We start from the raw sequence: 17,836 nt of genomic DNA, 5'->3' as shown, positions 1-17,836 counted from the left end.
CAGCAGACCATCCTCATCCAGGAACGCATCATCAGCCATCAGCTCATCGAAGAGCCGCTGCGCCTCGGTCTCCTCCAGCTGTGCGAGCTGCTCCACCAGGCCTCGCGTGCCGGGAAGATAGTCATCCAGGGAACCCTGCGAGCCCTCCTCCTCAGCGTCCGGGGCCTCAGCCTCATCCTCGGCGGCCGGGTCGGCGGCCGGCTCGGAGTCGGGCTCGGCTTCAGGCTTCTCTGCCGGCTTGTCGGCGACGTTCGCCTGCTCCGGGGCGGGCTCCTCCGCCGGACCAGGGTCGGGTTCGCCCGCCGGCTCGGCCTCGGGCAGACGGGCCTGCAGCGCCGCGTGGTCCAGCACGCCGTCGTCGTCGAGGACATCAGGGTCGGCCAGGAGCTGCTGGAAGAGAGCCTCCGGGCTCAGTCCTTCCTGGGCGGCCAGCTGTTCCACCAGCCCGCGGGTCCCGGGCAGGTAGTCGTCCAGGCTGTGGGAGGACGTCTCGGCATCCCCACCAGACTCTGCCGCCTCCTCGGATGCGGGGGCCTCGGCAGGCGCCTCGGCGTCGGCGCCACCCACGCTCTGGGCGGAGCCGGCCCCGAAGAAGAGGTACTCGCCGTAGGCCCAGCCGGTCTGGCCCGCCACGGTGAGCTCGTACCAGCCGTCCTCGGGTCCGGAGAGGACCTGCATCGGGAAGCCGGGGTCCAGCACGCGGAGGACCTCGTGGCTCATGCCGGGCCCGCCACGCAGGTTCAGCCAAGTCGTGGCCTCGGCCGCGGCCGGCTTCAGGTACCTCGGCCCCACGTAGAGCGTCTCACCGTCGTGGTCGATCGCGGCCCAGCCCTGCTCCTCGCCGGTGACCTGCACGAGCTCATCGGGCTCGAGCACGAAGGCCACCTCGGCATCCATGGAGGGACCCGTGCGGGCGTTGAGGAAGGTCGTCGGCTGGTGGAGGCCCGGCTCTGGCGCCGAGGCGACCTCGCCGTCGCCGGTTGTCGGGGCGTTCGACGCCGGCACGGCAGCCGTCGTCACAGGGGCCGGGGTCGCAGCGTCGGCGGAGACGTCGACACCGTCGAGCAGCTCGGCCAGGCTCATGGTCGAGGCCAGCGAGCCATGACCAGGGGCCCCCGGCACGGTCGGCGGGGCGGGCGACGTCGCGGCATGGGCGACGCCTGTCTGCAGCGGCAGGGTCAGGCCGACGGCGAGCGAGCCGGCGACGGCCGTCGAGATCTTCTTCGGCACAGCGGATTCCTCACTAGACGTTCACAGGGAACGGTCCCCTCAAGACGATGCGCACACAGCGTGGTCAGCCGATCTCGGGTCTTGTCCGGTGATGGGAGCACCGGACCCGAGCGGGCCTCTCAGCGCCGTGCGGGGATGCTGGTCACAGTCGTCCGTCAGGCTGGCAGGCGACCTGGCCGTCAATGCGGGTTCGGTCCGTTCACGATGGGAAGCGTCCGGGACCGGTCCTGCGCCAGGTCGGCACCACTGTAACCTCAGCCGAACAGGCGAGAGCAAGGAGTTCTTGTGCAAGCTTCGACCTCAGGTTCAACCCTGGCGGCGCGCCTGTGAGGTTTCTTCCGGGGGTGAGCGAGGCCCCGAAACCGCAGTCCTCCGAGGTCAGCTCGGTGAGGCACGCCGCCGTTCCGAGCGGCCGGTCTGCGGAGTCGCGATCCGGCTCGACGCTGTTCCCGGCACCGGGAGGGATGCGCCGGGAGCGAGGATGGAGGGCAGTGCGGGAGTCGAATGCCACTACCGCAGGACAATCGTCGAAGTCGCCGCACTGCCCTCGGCTCCCTACTATTCCACTCCGGCCCTGCTCGACGGGAGCCTGACCGGGGACTGAAGCGACATCGTAATCAGAACGTGACACACCGTGGACGACCCTGACACGCCCCGCCGGCAGGTTCCCGACGGCGCCCCTGAGCCCACCCGCCCACCCAGCACAGGCCCCCGGACAGAAAATCCCAGGAGACTCCCAGGAAGTGTCCATTGACCTTTCAAGGTCGCTCCTTAGTGTGGAGGCACCTCTTCAAGGTGCGAGTGATTCAGCAGACCCCGTGTCAGGCAGCAGCGTCCCCCCTCTGCGCTTCTGACACGGGGTCTGCGTCTGTCTACTCCCGGGCGAACACACCAGGCCACGCACCACCTGCCCTGCCGCAGGGCCAGCTGCACCCCAGGGCCACCCCGTAGACTGGTCCTATGGCTGACAATGCCCCGACAGCACCGGTCCGTGTGGACGCCTGGCTGTGGTCGGTGCGGATCTTCAAGACGCGCTCGGCGGCCACCACCGCCTGCCGCGCCGGACACGTGAAGATCGACGGCGACCCGGTGAAGGCCTCCGTGAAGGTCACACCCGGCACGGTGGTGCGAGTGCGCCGCCCCGGACACGAGCTGGTCCTGGAGGTCGTGCACACCCCCGCCAAGCGCGTGGGTGCCCCCGTGGCCCAGAAGGCCTACCGAGACCACTCGGAGGAGCGGATCCGGCCCCGCGACGTCGGACTGCCCGTCCGCGAACGGGGCACCGGGCGTCCCACCAAACGTGAGCGCCGCCAGCTGGAGCGCCTGCGCGGCCACTGACGGCCCCTCCTCCTACGTCGGCTCGCTGCGCACCGGCCCGCATGGCGATCACCGATGCCCCACCCTGAGACAATGGCCCCGCACAACACCTCACACATCCCCGCACGACACCCCAGCCCGCCGGCTGCCCGCCGCGCCCCCGATCCCGTGGAAAGGCCCCCTGATGCCCCAGTCCCCCGACGCCGACGTCGTCCGCACCCCTCTCGACCTGGGTCCTATGGACTCCCTGGAGGAGGGCGAGGTCATGCGTGTCGACGCCGAAGATTCAGGATATGAGGCAGACATCGCGGTGGTGCACGCCGAGGACGGAGGCTTCTATGCCCTGGACGACGAGTGCAGCCACGAGTCGGTATCACTCTCCGACGGATTCGTGGAGGACTGCACGCTGGAGTGTCCCATGCACGCCTCCGCATTCTGCCTGCGCACCGGTACCCCCGAGACCCCTCCGGCGATGACCCCGGTCCGGACCCACTTGGTGACCATCGAGGGCGGCCACATCATGCTTCACCCCGGCACTCCTCGCCCGGAAGCCGCAGAGGGCTGAGTCCCTGGTGTGCGGGAGATCACCGCGCCCGACAGCGTCCCCGCTTCACGCCCCTGACCTGGTGCGATGCACTGTGACGCAGCCTGTGCCAGCGAAGTTCACCCACCGGTCACCTACTCCCAGGAAACTCCCAGGGATTATCGGGGGAACCATCAAGGTGGCTTCCTAGAGTAGGAATCACCTCATCAAGGTGCGAGTGATTCGAGAACCCCGAGCTGACCGCTCATATGCGTCCCCCCTCACGCTGGTCAGCTCGGGGTTCTCTCTTGCTCGCAGGGCTTCAGCATCGCCGCGCTGCCCCACTCCACACGGCACACCGCCGTCGACCTCAGGGCGTGGCGCGACGGATCAGCCAATAGTCCACCAAGGCCAGCGCCACCACCGGCGTCACCAGCCATCCGGCGATGCGCCAGGGAGTCTGCTCGGTCATCCACTGCCACACGGTCGGCCAGGCGTCGGCCTGCCAGAGCAGCATCGCCGCGACGGCCAGCACCGCCACGAGACCGATGATGACCGTCCATGTCACGGTCACGGAGAACCGCTTATAGAGCATCGCCGCGCCGAAGCCGGCCAGCATCACGAGCATGCTCGCCGTGGTCGCCATCGCCCCCAGGGCGATGAACCCGTCCGTCAGCAGATACGGCAGCGCGAACACGTAGACATGGGCGCCGAACCCGTCCGTGGCCTCCTCCAGGGCGGCCCCGCCGGCTGCGGCGACCCCATAGCCCAGGGAGACGGCGAGGAACGCCAGGAGCGCCCCGATCAGGTACACGCGGCGGCTGTAGCTCAGCGCCAGGGCGAACGGGAACGTATGAGTGCCCGAATAGGCCGCCATGAACACCAGGCACCACAGCACGGCCTGCGCGGCGCCGGTATAGATGGGCTCCTCGACCGGCACCCGGTCGTCCACCAGTGCGGAGATCCACAGTCCGATGCCCACGGCCAGGCCCCAGGAGGCCGCCAGCACGATGGCCGGCACCCAGATCAGCTGCGGCACCACGAACTGCAGCCGGAAGGCCGGGAGGATTCGGGCGTAGCTGGAGTGCCCGGACTTCTGATGCTCGCGCGCGTCAGCGTCGCGTCGACCGGCCTGCTGCGCCGTCGTCGTCGTCGGGGCCATGCTGCGCTCCTTCGCTCCGTCCATGGTCTCTGGTTCGGTGGTCTGCTGCATCGTCGACCTCATCGGGCCTCCTCCTTCTGCTCGCGGGCCGTCAGTCGGACCACCAGCTGCTGCAGGGACACCGGCACGATGTCGATGTCCAGCTCCTCCACCCGGCGACGTTCTCCGTCATCGAGCGCTCCCAGGACGGTGGCCCGGGTCATGCGGCCCATCGTCTCCTCGTGGAGGACCTCTCGTCCGGCGGCGATCTCCGCGACGGCGTCGGCGCGCCCCACCAGCGTCACCGCCCGGTCCCGAAGCTGCTCGACGGGCTCGTCGAGGATGATGCGGCCGCGGTCGATGAGCACCACGTTCTCGATGAGATGGGCGATCTCGTCGATCAGATGCGAGGACAGCACGATCGTGCGGGGATGCTGAGCGTAGTCCTCGAGCAGGCGGTCATAGAAGAGCTGGCGCGCCACGGCGTCAAGCCCCATATAGGGCTCGTCGAAGAACGTGACCTCCGCCCTGCTGGCGATCCCGATGATGACCCCCACGGCGGAACGCTGCCCGCGGGACATCTTCTTGATCCGGGTCTTCTCCGGCACCCGAAATTCCTCGGCCAGTCGGTCGCAGAGCTCCTGGTCCCAGTTCGGGAACGCCATCGCGGCCGCCCGGAAGGCGTGGTGGGCCTTGGCGTCGTCGAAGTACTGCTGCTCCTCCCGGACGAAGCAGATGTTCGGCAGCACCTGCTCGTTCTCCTGCGGCCGGTGGCCGAGCACGCGGATCTCGCCCTCGCTGGGCCAGTCCTGCGCGGTGATGACGGACATCAGCGAGGTCTTGCCGGCCCCGTTGCGGCCCAGCAGCCCGTGGATCATGTCCTTCTCGAAGCTGACGGACACCTGATCCAGTGCCGTCGTGCTCCGATAGCGCCGCGTGACTCCGCGGACGTCGATGGCGGTGCCCATGGGGCGCCTCCTCTCCTGTGCTGACCGTCAGCGAGATCCGCGGCTGCGGATCATCTCCAGGACGGTCTCGGTGGTCAGCCCGATCGCCCGGGCCTCGATGAGCAGGGGTTCGAGGTAGTTCTCAGCAAACTGCTGCCGGCGCTCAGCCGGAGGACCTCGCGGGCCCCCTCGGCGACGAACATGCCCAGACCCCGTCGCTTGACGAGGATCCCGCGGTCCACCAGGAGATTGATCCCCTTGGCGGCGGTGGCGGGGTTGATGCGGTGGAACGTCGCGAGCTCATTGGTCGACGGCGCGCGCTCCCCTTCGAGGAGCGTGCCGTCCAGCACAGACGCCTCGATCTGCTCGGCGATCTGCACGAAGAGTGCGCGACCTTCTTCCACTGCCTCACCTTCCTTCAGGAGCCCGCCCAGCATCATCGAGTCCACTACCTCTGTGGTTCATTACTCCACTAATTAACCATGGAGGTTCGCGCGCCGTCAAGGGCACGAGGACGCCGCACCCCGCCCGGGCGAGTTGGTCGGAAGTTCCCACAACTGGAGTCGATCGAGTCGAGTATCGACAACTGCCGACCAACTCGCGGGCGGGGGCAGGGCGGCAGGGGCCGGACGAGGAGAGGGGCGAGGGCTCGCGGGCGGGTACGTGACCTGCGTCCTGGGCAGGGGCAGGGAGACTGCATAGGATGAGGCCATGAACGGTGACTCTGTGGAATGCTGGCTGACCGATATGGACGGCGTGCTCGTCCGTGAGCACGAGGCCCTCCCGGGGGCGGCCGAGCTGCTGGAGCAGTGGCGCCGCCAGGACCTCCCCTACCTGGTGCTGACCAACAACTCGATCTTCACCGCCCGGGACCTCAGCGCCCGGCTCCGGCATTCGGGACTGGTCGTCCCGGAGGACCGGATCTGGACCTCCGCCCTGGCCACGGCCACGTTCCTGGCCAACCAGATCTCGCCGGAGTCGAACGCCCAAGGAAGCTGCTACGTGGTCGGCGAGGCGGGACTGACCACCGCCCTGCACGAGGCCGGCTTCATCATGACCGAGACCAGCCCGGACTATGTGGTCGTCGGCGAGACCCGCAACTACAGCTTCGAGGCGATCACCAAGGCCGTGCGACTCATCAACGACGGCGCCCGGTTCATCGTCACCAACCCTGACGCCACCGGCCCCAGCTCCGAAGGGGTGCTCCCGGCCACGGGCGCGATCGCGTCACTGATCACCAAGGCCACCGGGCGCGATCCGTATGTGGTGGGCAAGCCCAATCCGATGATGTTCCGCTCCGCCCTGAACCACCTGGGCGCCCACTCCATGCAGACGGCCATGATCGGTGACCGTATGGACACCGACATCGTCGCCGGCATGGAGGCCGGCATGCACACGATCCTGGTGCTCTCCGGCCTCTCCAGCCGGGCCGACATCGCCGACTTCCCCTTCCGGCCGAACCGGATCATCGACGGCGTGTTCGAACTGCTCGAGGAGCCGCTCACCGGGGACGACGACGTCGACCCCCGCGGCTCCGCCTGAGCCGCCCCCTCCCCCGAGATCGAGTGGCCGAGAATCCCGGCATCTGACCCCGCGACACGGCGTGTCAACGGGTAGATGAGGGGATTCTCGGCCACTCGATGCGTGGGGGCGGGACGTCAGCGCCCGGCGTCGGCGGTCTCCGGCACCCGCGAGGAGTCCTGCTCCGCAGCGTCGGCGGAACCGCCGGCGCCGCTCCACTCGTCCACCTCCAGGACCTGACGCTCCAGCGCAGAGCCCTCGACGTCGACATCGGGCAGGATCCGATCCAGCCACCTCGGCAGCCACCAGGCGGCGGGGCCGGCCAGGTGCAGCAGGGCCGGCACCAGCACCAGCCGGACCACGAAGGCGTCCAGCAGCACACCGAGCGCCAGGGCGAGGCCGATCGAGGTGACCATAGGCTCGTCGGTGAAGATGAACCCGGCGAACACCGAGCCCATGATGAGCGCGGCGGCGGTGACCACGGAGCGGCCGGCATGGAGCCCCTTGCGCACCGCCAGCCGGGCGGAGTCCCCGTGGGCGTAGGCCTCTCGCATCCCTGAGCCGGTGAACAGCTGATAGTCCATGGCCAGCCCGAACAGGATCCCGACCATGATGATCGGCAGGAAGGTCAGGATCGGCCCGGGCTCGGTGATGCCGAACAGGTCCCCCAGCCAACCCCATTGGAAGACGGCGACGACGCCGCCCAGCCCGGCCGCGAAGGACCCGACGAAGCCCAGCGTGGCCACCACCGGCAGCAGGATGGACCGGAAGACCATGATCATCAGCAGCAGGGAGAGTCCGACGACGACCACCAGGTACAGGGGCAGGGCGTCGGCGATGACCTCGGAGATGTCGATGTTCGCCGCCGTCATGCCGGCCACGGAGAGTTCGACGCCGTCGACGGCCTCACCGGTCAGGGCTTCGGGGCCACGCAGGTCGTGGACCAGCTGCTCCACGGACTCGGAGGCCGGCCCCTCGTCGGGGATGAGCTGGAGGACGGCGACGTCGTGGTCCTCGTTCAGCGCGGCGGGCACCACGGCGGCGACGTCGTCACGGGCGTCGAGCTCCTGGGCGACGCTGACCTGCAGGTCCTGGGCCTCCGATTCGCTGAGCCCCTCGGGGAGGTCCGCCACCAGCAGCAGCGGTCCGTTCTGCCCTGCGCCGAAGGCCTCCTCAGTGGCCTGGTAAGCCTGGTATGACGTGGAGTCCGCCGGGTCCGAGCTGGCGTCGGGCAGACCCAGGCGCAGCGAGAAGGTGGGGATGGCCAGCACGCAGAGCCCGATGATCGCCAGTGCGGCGAGCCCCAGGGCACGCGGAGTCTTCATCGGCTCGGTGATGCGACGGCCCTTCCGCAGGCCGATGTAGCGGCGTTCCCGGCGGGCGAGGATGCGGCGCCCGGCCAGCGACAGGGTCGCCGGGGTCATGGTCACGGCCATCAGGACGGCGATGAACACGCAGGCGGCGGCGATGGAGCCCATCAGCCCGAGGAATCCGATGCCGGTGACATTGAGCGCCAGCAGGGCGATGATCACCGTGGCCCCGGCGAAGACGACGGCGTTGCCCGCAGTGCCGTTGGCCAGCGCGATGGAGTCGCGCAGCTCCATGCCGTCCTTCATCTGGGTGCGGTGACGGTGCAGGATGAACAGGGCGTAGTCGATGCCGACGGCGAGGCCGAGCATGAGCCCGAGGATGGGGGTCACGCTCATCATGTCCACGAAGCCGGACAGGGACATGGCTCCGGCCACTCCGATCCCCACCCCGACCAGGGCGTTGAGCAGTGGCAGCCCGGCACCGATGAGGGTGCCGAGCATGACCAGCAGCACGGCGGCGGCGATCATCAGTCCGATCGCCTCGGCGGTGCTGAACAGGTGAGGCATCTCGAAGTTCAGCTCGCTGGAGGGCAGGATCTCGACACCGTCGATGTGCGCTTCGGCGAGCGTGTCCGAGACCAGGGTGAGGCTGTCGGTGCCGACGGCCTGCAGCTCCTCCGGGAAGGTGACGGTCAGGATGGCGACGTCGTCGTCGGATGAGACGGTCTGCACCGCCTCAGTCAGCTCGAGCATCTGCTCGCCGCGCTCCAGCTCGGCCTCCCCGTCGGCGAGCTCGGCCTCTCCGGAGGCGATCTCCTCGCGGGCGTCGTCCAGCTCGGCGCGGGTGTCGTCGAGCTGGGTCTGCTGGGCGTCCAGCTGGGCCTGCTGGGCGTCGAGCTCCTCCTGGGCGGCCTCGTAGTAGCCGCCGGCCTGGGCCTCGGCGACGGCGGCGTCCAGCTGCTCCTGGGCATCGTCGAGCTGATCCTGACCGGCGTCGAGCTGCTCCTCTCCCGACTCCAGCTCCTCCGTGCCGGAGTCGAGCTCCTCACGACCGGCGTCGAGCTCCTCCCGGGCGTCCCGGAGCTCCGCCTCACCGTCGGCGCGCTCAGCGGCGGCCACGAAGGGATCGGTGACGCCGTCCACCGGCTCGAGCGCCTCGAGCTCCTCGCTGAGTGCGGCGACCTCCTCGATCTGCTCGTCGGTGAACGGCGCGCCGTCCTCGGTCTGGAGCACGGCGATCGCGCTGCCGCCGCCGACGTCGGGGATCTCCTCGGCGAGCCGGTCGGCCACCCTGGTGGTCTCGAGGTCGGGGAGGGTGATCTGGTCGGTCAGCTGGCCGCCGAAGGACAGGAAGGAGGTCACGGCGATCGCCAGCACCGCGAACCAGGCGGCGATGACCGTCTTGGCGCGTCGGGCGGCGAAGAGACCGAGCCGGTGGAGGAGTCTTGCCATGGGTGGGTTCCGTCTCCGTGGAGGGGTGGGCAGGAGGGGACGACGTGGGTGACACGCGTCAGCACCTCCAGAATAAACGGAACGAGTCGTCTCATAAATGCCCAGAGGGCACAGAGAGGCCATCCGTGAGGAGAATCACAGCATGAGGGCGCAGACGACGGCTCCCGCCGATCCGCCGGGGTGCGGCTCAGTGGGCCCAAGCCCCGTCGAGGACGATGTCGACCAGCGAATGGGCCCACGAGTCCTGCGGGCGGCCGCTGGTGATGAGGCGCAGCACCAGCGGGCTCGCCAGTGCCGCGGCTGCCGCACTGGCTCCAGATCAGCCCGCAGCGCCCCGCGTCGCGCTCGGCCCGCAGGCGGTCCGCCACCGGGGACTCCTCCCAGATCTGCGACGCGGCCAGGAGGCTGTCCGTCTCCGCCCCTCCGGTGACCAGGGCTGAGATGAGGCTGCGCGCCATCGAGCGGTGTCCCTCGGTGAAGGTCTCGTCCAGGGTCTCGCTCACCCAGGCCAGCAGGTCGGCGCGCAGATCTCCGGTCTCGGGGACCGGAGAGAAGTCCAGACGCAGGTGCCCGGTCAGCACGGCTTCCAGCACGACGCCGGCTTTGTTGGTCCACCACCGATAGATGGTCTGCTTGCCCACGCCGGCCTCGGCGGCGATGCGCTCCACGGTGACATCGTCGTATTCGTACTCCCCGCAGGTCAGCAGCCGGGCCGTGGCGGTGAGCACCGCCTGGTGGGACGCGGCGCTGCGGGGCCGGCCGCGGCGAGTCTCGGCGGAAACGGGGTCCTCTGTCACGCCCGTCATCGTATCGGGTGGCCAGTAGACTGGTGACCATGCCCGCCGACCCCTCGCGCCGCCGTTCCGGCCAGCCGCCCGAGCGGACCGTCCAGACCAGCCGCCTGTCCTGGTTCACCGTGATCGCGGGCTTCTGCATCGCGGCCACCGGCGCCTATTTCCTGTGGATCGGACACAGCGCCACGTGGCTGTCCGTGGTGCAGATCGCCGTCGGCATCTGGATGCTCTACGACGGCGGCCACCACCTGCTGCGGCGTCGTCGGCTCCTCGGCAGGGACGACTGACACGCTCCCATGGTCCAGTCCCACCCCGCCGAGGTCGTCGTCCCGCCGGCGGTGCACCGGCACCGGCTTCCCGCTCCTCCGCTCGGACAGCAGCCGCCCGAGGATGCGGCGATCCTGCTCTTCGCCCTCCTCGCCGCCGCCCGGCCCGATGCGCCGGCGGCCCTGCTCGACTCCAGCGACCACGCCCGCACCGCCGCGCCGGCGCGCAGCCGACGCAGCATCCTCGCGTTCTCCTGCGGCGAGCACGCCCTGGAGGTGCGGCATCGCGACGGCGTCACCGTGGAGCACCGGCCCGGTTCCGCCCTGGCGCCCTGGCGACGGCACGACGGCGGATTCTTCCGGTGGCTGCGCCAGGCCTGGCCGCACACGGGCGCGGCGACACACCCCGAGGACCGCGCAGAGGACCACCCTGACGACCCCCCGGAGCCGTTCCAGCTCGGCTGGGTCGGCTGGTTGGGCTACGAACTGCGCCGAGAGGTCGGCTCCCCGGACCTGCAGCAGCAGGCTCCCCGCGCGGCGCGGCCCGCCGCCGACGACGCCCACCTCTTCCGCGCCACGCATGCAGTGGTGCTGGATCACGCCGCGGGCCAGGTGGAGGTGCAGTCCCTGGGCGAGGACCCGGCCTGGCTGCGCGAAGCGGCGCTGGCCTGGGACGAGGTGTTGGCCGCCGGGCCCGACTCCCCCGCATCGCAGCCGACGGCGCCGGAGGCTGAGCCCCCACAGATCCAGGAGCTGCGCGTCCGGGACGGCCGCGAGGACTACCTGGCGATGATCGCGCGGGCGCAGCGGGAGATCTACGAGGGCAACACCTACGAGGTGTGTCTGACCACGGCGGTGACCGCACGTGCCCCTGCGGATCAGCTGGACGCACTCTCCCTGTTCTGGCGGCTGCGGGCCGCCAACCGGGCGCCGTTCACCCAGCTGCTGCGGCTCTGCGGTGCGGGCGGTGCGGGCGGTGCGGGCGGTGGTGGATGTCCTGTCCACCTCTCCGGAGCGCTACCTGAGCATCGACGTCGCCGGCACGGTGCGCTCGGAGCCCATCAAGGGCACCCGAGCCCGCAGCGCGGATCCCCAAGCCGACGAGCGGCTGCGCCAGGAGCTGGCCGCGCATCCGAAGGACCGGGCGGAGAACGTCATGATCACCGACCTGGTGCGCAACGATCTCTCCATCCACGCGGTGCCGGGGACGCTGCGCACGGAGCGCCTCTGTGCCGTGGAGTCCTATCCGACCGTCCATCAGATGGTCTCCACCGTCAGCGCGCGCATCAGCCCGGAGGTGCCGCGTGCCGACGTCGTCGCCGCGGCCTTCCCACCCGGGTCCATGACCGGCGCCCCGAAGATCTCCACCATGGACATCCTGCAGCGCCTGGAGACCGGGCCGCGGGGCCCGTACTCCGGTGTAGCGGGCTACTTCAGCACCACCGGGGCCGCGGACCTCTCGGTGCTGATCCGCACGCTGGTCATCGCCCCGGGGCGCCCGGAGGAGGATGAGGCGCTCCTGCACCTGGGGCTGGGAGGCGCGATCGTCGCGGACTCCGACCCGGCCGACGAGTGGGACGAGGTCGTCACGAAGTCTGCCGGAGTGCTGGGCGCCCTCGGAGTCGAGTTCCCCTCGCGGTGAGGGGCACGCGCGCCGCTCCCGCCCCCCGCAGATTCCTGCGCCCCGTGAAGATGGCAGGGGCTCAGGAATCTGGACGGGGCGAGCCCAACCGGCGGCGGGCTCAGCGGCCGAGCCGGGCGTCGATCTTGGCGGCCTGAGCCGTCAGGACGTCCTCGAAGGTGGCGGCGTCCACGTTGACCGCGCTGACCATCAGCAGGTTGCGGCCCATGTCGCGCGTGGCGGAGTACCCCTCCATCTCGACGACGTCGGAGCCGTTCTCCACGCCCATCTCCATGGTGAGCCCGCGGAATCCTGCAGCGGCGAACGCGGAGAAGTCGATGGTGTCGGCCCCATCCTCCAGACGACGGCCCTCGCAGGCCTCGAGCACATCACCCCAGAGGGGCTCGGTGTCCACGGCCTCCGCGTAGCTGAGCATCCACAGGTAGAGGCGCTCCTCCCCGGTCTCCGTCGCGCGGGAGGCCAGCCGGATCAGTCCGTCCTGGGGGTCCTCCCCCACCAGGCGCTCGTTGATCCCGTCCATCTGCCGGGTGCACTCCTCATCGCCGAAGCCGGTGACGTAGGTGTCCCCGGTGACGCCGATGTGCTGGTGGAAGTACTCGGCCCCGGACTCTTCCACGTAGGTGTCGGGCTCGAAGGGAAGCTCGTCCTCCTCCAGCAGCAGCTCGCGGAACTCTTCCTCGCTGAGGGCATCCAGCCGGGCCGCAGCCTCGTCGTCGACGTCGCTCTCGCTCATCCCCGCGGAGGCGTCCTCGGCCGTATCCTCACCGTCGTCGTGCTCGGCATCCTCGGCAGAGGAGACGGCGGCATAGGTGTCCCGTGCTTCGGAACCCTCCCCGTCCGAGCCGCAGCCGGTGAGCCCGAGCACGGCCGCCAGGAGAGCCGAGGGCATGGCGATGCGCCGTGCACCGGCCGCCGACGTCGTCGGTGGCGTGCGATCTCGGATCATCGCCCCTCCATTGGTGGCCTCACCTGGATGAATGTCTGGTGTGCGAGCGCCTTCCAGCTTAGAGCATCTGCTCAGCTGAGCACGGACAGCCTCTGAGGGTACCTCATGTGTCGAGGCGCCCGTGAGGACACGTCACTGCAGGGCCGCGGTGAGGCGGAAGACATTGTCCAAGTAGCGCACGTGCCAGGGCCGCTGCCTCCAGTCCTCGAGGTGCAGCTCGCTGGAGATCGCCATGTAGGAGGCGAAGACCTCCTCCACCTCACGGACCTTCTGCTCGTCGACCACCATGAGGGTCACCTCCAGGTTCAGCGAGAAGGACCGCATGTCCATGTTGGAGGAGCCGATGACCATCACGTCGTCGTCGATGATCATGAACTTGGCGTGCAGCACATCCGGGTCCGGGTAGCGGAAGATCCGCACCCCGGCGTTGAGCAGCGCCTCATAGTAGGACTGCTGGGCGTGCTGAACGGTGAACTGGTCGGCCCTCTTGGAGACCAGCAGAATGACCTCGACGTCGCGGTGGGCGGCGTTGGTGACCGCGTAGAGCAGGGAGTCGTCCGGCACCAGATACGGGGTGCAGATCACCAGCCGTTCGGTGGCCTGGTAGATGAGATCGTTGAACAGCCGCAGGTTGTTCTCGTCGGGGAACCCCGGGCCGGAGGGCACCACCTGGGCCAGAGAACCCCCGACGGCGGCCTCGTCGGCCTCTGGGTCCACCAGCAGGTGCTCACCGAGGTTCTCTCCGGTCTCGGCATACCAGTCGGAGGCGAAGACGATGTCCAGACCCGTCACGGCGGGGCCGGCCATCACCGCGTTGAGCTCCACCCACTCCCGACCCATCCGTGCCGCGGACGGGCGCTGGTAATGGGGCTCGATGAGGTTGGTGGAGCCGGTGAGGGCGTGCTTGCCGTCGACGACGACGATCTTGCGGTGGTTCCGCAGGTCCAGTCGGGAGAACCGGCGGCGCAGCGGGCGGATGGGCAGCACGCGGTGCCACTCGATGCTGGACCGCTTCAGTCGGCGCTTCAGCCGCCGATATCCCTTCACCCGCAGGGTGCCCAGATGGTCATAGAGGAAGCGGACCTGCACGCCGCGGGCGGAGGCGCGTTCGAGGGCGTCCAGGACGGGGCCGGCGTACTCGGGATCGTCACCGACGATGTAGAACAGCACGTGCACATAGTCCTCGGCCTCGTCGATGGCCTGGACCATCCAGTCGAAGGAGGCCTTGTAGTCCGAGATCAGCTCGATCCGGTTGCCCTCCTGCAGCGGGAAGGCGCCGAGCTTCCTGTTCAGGGCCGCCGTGGCGCCGAGCTGCTCGTCCTTGTCCCGCAGCTGGTCGGAGAGGTCCATATGACTGGTGGCCTCCAGCAGGGCCGCGTTGATGCTGCGCTGGCGCTCCTGTCGGCGCGCCGAGAGCTTGTTGCGGCCGATCATCAGGAACAGGGGCAGGGCCACGACGGGGATGAAGAAGATCGCCAGCAGCCACGCCATGGCGGTGTTGGGGCGCCTGTTGTCCGGGATGATGCCGAGCACGGCCAGGCGCACACCGACCTCGAAGATGAGGATGATGAGCACGATCCATTGCGGCAGCCCCTCGATCCCCAGGCCGCTCAGTGGCCACAGCATCGCTCGTCCCGCCCTGTCTGTTGCGTCCCTCCGCCCTGATCAGGCGCCGTCCAGCTCACCATCCTACGGTGTCAGATGTTCTCCTCCACCCGCCAGACCCCTATGCTGAGGGGCATGGCTGAGCACTTCCACGAGGACTCCGTCGCCGCCGTCGCCGTGCGGATCGACGTCGAGCACCCTGAAGGTCTGGTCTTCGACCCGCACCAGCCCCAGCTGCGGGTCACGGACCTGGGCGCCGTGCGCGGCGACGGCGTCTTCGAGACCATGTATGCGGAGGCCGGGCGGATCCGCAAGCTCGAGGCGCATCTGGAGCGTCTGGGCCGGTCGGCCGACATCCTGGACATCGGCATCCCGCCGGCGGCCAGCTGGCGGGCCGCCGTCGAGCTGGGCCTCGAGGAGTACCGCACCCGCGGCGCCCTGCCCGAGGAGCTGACCATCAAGCTGGTGGCCACCCGTGGCGTGGAGGGCGAACCCGCCTCTGACGATCCCGCCTTCGCCGGCACCTACTGGGCGCTGCTGACCCCGGTGACCGACGCGATGCGCGCCACCCGCGGGAAGCCGGTGGCGGTGACGCTGCTGGACCGCGGCTACGACTCGACGGCGGCGGAGCGCGCACCCTGGCTGCTGCTGGGAGCCAAGTCCCTCAGCTACGCGGTGAACATGGCCTCCCTGCGCTGGGCGAAGGACCACGGCTTCGACGACGTCATCTACACCACCTCCGACGGCCAGGTCCTGGAAGGCCCGACCTCCACGGTGCTGATCGTCACCCGCGGCGCGGACGGAGCCCGCCGCCTCATCACCCCGGTGCTGGAGACCGGGATCCTCCCCGGCACCACCCAGGGCGCGATCTTCGCCGCCGCCGAGAAGGCCGGTTGGGATCTCGGCTATGGGCCGCTGACGCCGCAGGACCTGCTCGACGCCGACCACGTCTTCCTGGCCTCCTCCGTCCGGCTGGTCTCGCCGATCGCCCGGCTCGACGACGCCGAGCTGGCCGTCGACGACGAGCTGACCGCGGAGCTGATCGACCTGCTGGCCGAGGACCTGCCGGTCAGCCACCCGCTGGACTGAACGCCGCAGCCGGTACGGCTGCGCTCCGTTCGGGCACGGCCAGCCCCAGGTGGTCTCGCAGCGTAGTGCCGATGTAGTCGGTGCGGAACCGTCCGCGACGCTGAAGCTCCGGGACCACATGGTCCACGAAGTCCTCGAGGCTCCCCGGCAGGGCCGGCGGCATGAGGTTGAAGCCGTCGGCGGCGCCCGAGTCCACCCAGTGTTCGATCTCATCGGCGATCGACTCCGGCGTGCCCACCATGGTGCAGTGCCCTCCCCCGGCGGCCAGCCGGCCCAGCAGCTGCCGGACAGTGGGCCGCTCGGTGGCGATGATCCGCAGGATCGTCGCGTAGCGACCCTGCGGCCCGGTGAACTCCTCCAACGGGGGCAGCTCCGGCACGGGCGCGTCGAGCTCCCAGTCCGAGGTGTCCTGGCCGACGAACACGCTGAGCTGGCGCAGCGAGGCCTCGGTGGGCAGCAGCGCATCCAATGCGGCCTGCTGGGCGCGGGCCTCCGCCATGGTGGAGCCCACATAGGTGACCAGTCCGGGCATGATCGCCGTGCCCTGGGGGTCGCGGCCTGCGGCGGCGAGCCGGCGTCGGATGTCAGTGCTGTACTCACGCGCGGCCTCGGCGTCATAGGCGACCGCGTAGATCGCCTCCGCATGGCGGGAGGCCAGGTCTCGGCCCTGGTCCGAAGCCCCAGCCTGGAAGAGCACCGGCCGACCCTGCGGCGGGCGAGGCACGTTCAGCGGGCCGGCCACCTGAAAGTGCTCACCCTGATGATCGATGGGCGTGATGAGGCCGCCGTCGGCGTATCGCCCGTCTCGATCGTGGAGCAGGGACTCCTGCGGCCAGGAGTCCCAGAGCCGAGTGACGGCGTCGATGAACTCCTCAGCCCGTCCGTAGCGTTCGGCATGAGCGGGCATGGACGGATAGGAGTGGTTCTGCGCCTCGGCGTCGAACATGGAGGTCACCACGTTCCAGCCGATGCGCCCGCCGCTGATGTGGTCCAGGCTGGCCAGCAGCCGGGCGGCGTGGAACGGGGTCCAGAAGGTCGAAGACACGGTGCTGACCAGCCCGATCCGCTCGGTGTGCTGACTCATCGCCGACAGCAGCGTCAGCGGCTCCAGGAACCACGTGGGCCCGTCCTCGACGGCGCCGATGCCCAGCGAGTGGCCGTCGGCGAAGAACACGGCGTCCAGCTTTCCGCGCTCGGCGAGGCGTGCCAGCTCGATGTAGTGCTCGACGTCGCCGAGCCGCTCCACCGCAGAGTCCGGTGCGCGCCAGGCGGCCTTGTGGTGCCCGACGCCGAAGAGGAACAGGTTCAGCTTGACCTCCGGTGCGACCGCTCCCATGCTCAGCCCTTCACCAGCCCGCCGTCGACGATCAGATTCTGCCCCGTCACCCCGCGCGACCACGGGGAGGCGAAGAACAGGGCGGCGTCAGCCAGCTGCTCCGGGATGGTGACCTTGCGCAGCGGGGTGCCCGCGGCGATGGCGTCGAAGACCTCCTCCGGAGTGGCGGCGGAGGCGTCGGTGGTGCGCAGCAGCCCACCGGAGACCATGTTGACGGTGATGCCGTCCGGGCCGAGGTCGTCGGCGAAGGTGCGGGTCAGCGAGAGCAGCGCAGCCTTGGCCGCGGTGTAGTCGTGGTACGGCACCACCGGGTGCTGGAAGAGGTTGGTGCCGATGGTGATGACCCTGCCCTGGCCGACCTCGCGCATCCCGGCGAGGGCCGCCTGGATGAGGTTCAGCGGGCCGGTCACCGAACCGGCGAACTGCGCCTCGAACTCCTCGGCGGTGATCTCGTGGGCCTTGGAGCGGGCATCGCCGGTGAAGGCGAAGTCCACCAGGGCGTTGTTCACCACCGTGGTCACCGGTCGTCCGAAGTGCTCGCGCGCGGTGCTGATCAGGCTGCGGACCTGCTCCGCGTCGCGGACGTCGGCCTGCACCGCGAGCGCCTGCTCGGGGTGGGCGGCGGCGATCTCGTCGGCGGCGGACTGCGAGGAGTGGTAGTTGACCACCACGCGGGCGCTTCGCGCAGGAACGCGGCGGTCAGGGCCGCGCCCAGGC

At 69.7% G+C, this 17,836-nt stretch carries 16 protein-coding genes and 2 pseudogenes; 8 read left to right on the top strand and 10 right to left on the bottom strand.

What is annotated here, in order from left to right; all coding sequences use genetic code 11:
* The coding region (locus tag BCY76_RS15505; protein WP_170922728.1) for an SH3 domain-containing protein at nucleotides 1-1,230 on the bottom strand (1,230 nt) is incomplete at its 3' end.
* A 481-nt stretch (nucleotides 1,231-1,711) separates the two neighbouring features.
* Here BCY76_RS15505 and BCY76_RS20105 point away from each other — a divergent pair.
* The 3 genes from BCY76_RS20105 to BCY76_RS15495 all read left to right on the top strand — a co-directional run bounded on the left by BCY76_RS20105 (nucleotide 1,712) and on the right by BCY76_RS15495 (nucleotide 3,112).
* Nucleotides 1,712-1,834 carry a hypothetical protein gene (locus BCY76_RS20105; RefSeq protein ID WP_272896867.1) on the top strand — a complete coding sequence of 41 codons (123 nt, stop codon included), beginning with the start codon at nucleotides 1,712-1,714 and terminating at the stop codon, nucleotides 1,832-1,834.
* Between the two features lie 356 nt (nucleotides 1,835-2,190).
* Nucleotides 2,191-2,568 carry an RNA-binding S4 domain-containing protein gene (locus BCY76_RS15500; RefSeq protein ID WP_070158606.1) on the top strand — a complete coding sequence of 126 codons (378 nt, stop codon included), beginning with the start codon at nucleotides 2,191-2,193 and terminating at the stop codon, nucleotides 2,566-2,568.
* 163 nt (nucleotides 2,569-2,731) lie between these two features.
* Nucleotides 2,732-3,112: a bifunctional 3-phenylpropionate/cinnamic acid dioxygenase ferredoxin subunit gene (locus BCY76_RS15495; protein ID WP_083277238.1), complete on the top strand. Its 381-nt coding sequence runs from the start codon at nucleotides 2,732-2,734 to the stop codon at nucleotides 3,110-3,112.
* 328 nt (nucleotides 3,113-3,440) lie between these two features.
* Here the strand turns inward: BCY76_RS15495 and BCY76_RS15490 are convergent, their stop codons facing one another.
* The 3 genes and pseudogenes from BCY76_RS15490 to BCY76_RS15480 all read right to left on the bottom strand — a co-directional run bounded on the left by BCY76_RS15490 (nucleotide 3,441) and on the right by BCY76_RS15480 (nucleotide 5,595).
* Entirely contained in the window at nucleotides 3,441-4,295 is an 855-nt protein-coding gene (locus BCY76_RS15490; RefSeq protein WP_070158605.1) for a hypothetical protein, read from the bottom strand.
* Complete coding sequence (locus tag BCY76_RS15485; protein WP_070158604.1) at nucleotides 4,292-5,179, bottom strand: ATP-binding cassette domain-containing protein; 888 nt, start codon at nucleotides 5,177-5,179, stop codon at nucleotides 4,292-4,294. Before BCY76_RS15485 ends, BCY76_RS15490 begins: the two co-directional genes overlap by 4 nt.
* A gap of 27 nt (nucleotides 5,180-5,206) precedes the next feature.
* A pseudogene (locus tag BCY76_RS15480) lies at nucleotides 5,207-5,595 on the bottom strand (GntR family transcriptional regulator).
* A gap of 274 nt (nucleotides 5,596-5,869) precedes the next feature.
* Here BCY76_RS15480 and BCY76_RS15475 point away from each other — a divergent pair.
* Nucleotides 5,870-6,700: an HAD-IIA family hydrolase gene (locus tag BCY76_RS15475; protein ID WP_070158603.1), complete on the top strand. Its 831-nt coding sequence runs from the start codon at nucleotides 5,870-5,872 to the stop codon at nucleotides 6,698-6,700.
* A 116-nt stretch (nucleotides 6,701-6,816) separates the two neighbouring features.
* Here BCY76_RS15475 and BCY76_RS15470 read toward each other — a convergent pair whose 3' ends face one another.
* Together BCY76_RS15470 and BCY76_RS15465 are read right to left on the bottom strand one after the other, a co-directional pair.
* Nucleotides 6,817-9,441: an MMPL family transporter gene (locus BCY76_RS15470; protein ID WP_070158602.1), complete on the bottom strand. Its 2,625-nt coding sequence runs from the start codon at nucleotides 9,439-9,441 to the stop codon at nucleotides 6,817-6,819.
* Complete coding sequence (locus BCY76_RS15465) at nucleotides 9,348-10,238, bottom strand: TetR/AcrR family transcriptional regulator (protein WP_170922727.1); 891 nt, start codon at nucleotides 10,236-10,238, stop codon at nucleotides 9,348-9,350. The genes BCY76_RS15470 and BCY76_RS15465 overlap by 94 nt, the downstream gene beginning before the upstream one ends.
* A gap of 38 nt (nucleotides 10,239-10,276) precedes the next feature.
* Here BCY76_RS15465 and BCY76_RS15460 point away from each other — a divergent pair, with 38 nt between their 5' ends.
* From BCY76_RS15460 to BCY76_RS15445, 3 genes and pseudogenes are all read left to right on the top strand, one after another.
* Nucleotides 10,277-10,522 carry a hypothetical protein gene (locus BCY76_RS15460; RefSeq protein WP_070158600.1) on the top strand — a complete coding sequence of 82 codons (246 nt, stop codon included), beginning with the start codon at nucleotides 10,277-10,279 and terminating at the stop codon, nucleotides 10,520-10,522.
* A 9-nt stretch (nucleotides 10,523-10,531) separates the two neighbouring features.
* Nucleotides 10,532-11,395, top strand: a pseudogene (locus tag BCY76_RS20840) (hypothetical protein); the annotation flags it as partial.
* A 91-nt stretch (nucleotides 11,396-11,486) separates the two neighbouring features.
* Nucleotides 11,487-12,143: a chorismate-binding protein gene (locus BCY76_RS15445; protein ID WP_170922726.1), complete on the top strand. Its 657-nt coding sequence runs from the start codon at nucleotides 11,487-11,489 to the stop codon at nucleotides 12,141-12,143.
* A 100-nt stretch (nucleotides 12,144-12,243) separates the two neighbouring features.
* Here the strand turns inward: BCY76_RS15445 and BCY76_RS15440 are convergent, their stop codons facing one another.
* Nucleotides 12,244-13,089 (bottom strand): hypothetical protein, encoded by an 846-nt coding sequence (locus tag BCY76_RS15440; RefSeq protein WP_070158822.1) that lies wholly within the window; start codon nucleotides 13,087-13,089, stop codon nucleotides 12,244-12,246.
* A 132-nt stretch (nucleotides 13,090-13,221) separates the two neighbouring features.
* Entirely contained in the window at nucleotides 13,222-14,715 is a 1,494-nt protein-coding gene (gene cls, locus BCY76_RS15435) for a cardiolipin synthase (RefSeq protein ID WP_070158823.1), read from the bottom strand.
* Between the two features lie 114 nt (nucleotides 14,716-14,829).
* Here cls and BCY76_RS15430 point away from each other — a divergent pair, with 114 nt between their 5' ends.
* Nucleotides 14,830-15,783 carry an aminotransferase class IV gene (locus BCY76_RS15430; protein WP_070158827.1) on the top strand — a complete coding sequence of 318 codons (954 nt, stop codon included), beginning with the start codon at nucleotides 14,830-14,832 and terminating at the stop codon, nucleotides 15,781-15,783.
* On the opposite strand, the gene BCY76_RS15425 is transcribed toward BCY76_RS15430, so the two are convergent.
* Together BCY76_RS15425 and BCY76_RS15420 are read right to left on the bottom strand one after the other, a co-directional pair.
* The gene (locus tag BCY76_RS15425) at nucleotides 15,764-17,119 is read right to left on the bottom strand and encodes an LLM class flavin-dependent oxidoreductase (protein WP_070158824.1); all 1,356 of its coding nucleotides are present in this window, start codon (nucleotides 17,117-17,119) and stop codon (nucleotides 15,764-15,766) included. The genes BCY76_RS15430 and BCY76_RS15425 overlap by 20 nt on opposite strands.
* Before the next feature lie 2 nt (nucleotides 17,120-17,121).
* A partial coding sequence (locus BCY76_RS15420) for a 3-oxoacyl-ACP reductase (protein WP_139827840.1) occupies nucleotides 17,122-17,836 on the bottom strand: 715 nt, incomplete at its 5' end.

Origin of the sequence: Nesterenkonia sp. PF2B19 (assembly GCF_001758425.2) — a bacterium.
Lineage (GTDB): Bacteria > Actinomycetota > Actinomycetes > Actinomycetales > Micrococcaceae > Nesterenkonia > Nesterenkonia aethiopica.
The sequence above is the reverse complement of the archived record's forward strand: the minus strand, read 5'-3'. Positions and strand labels throughout refer to the sequence as shown.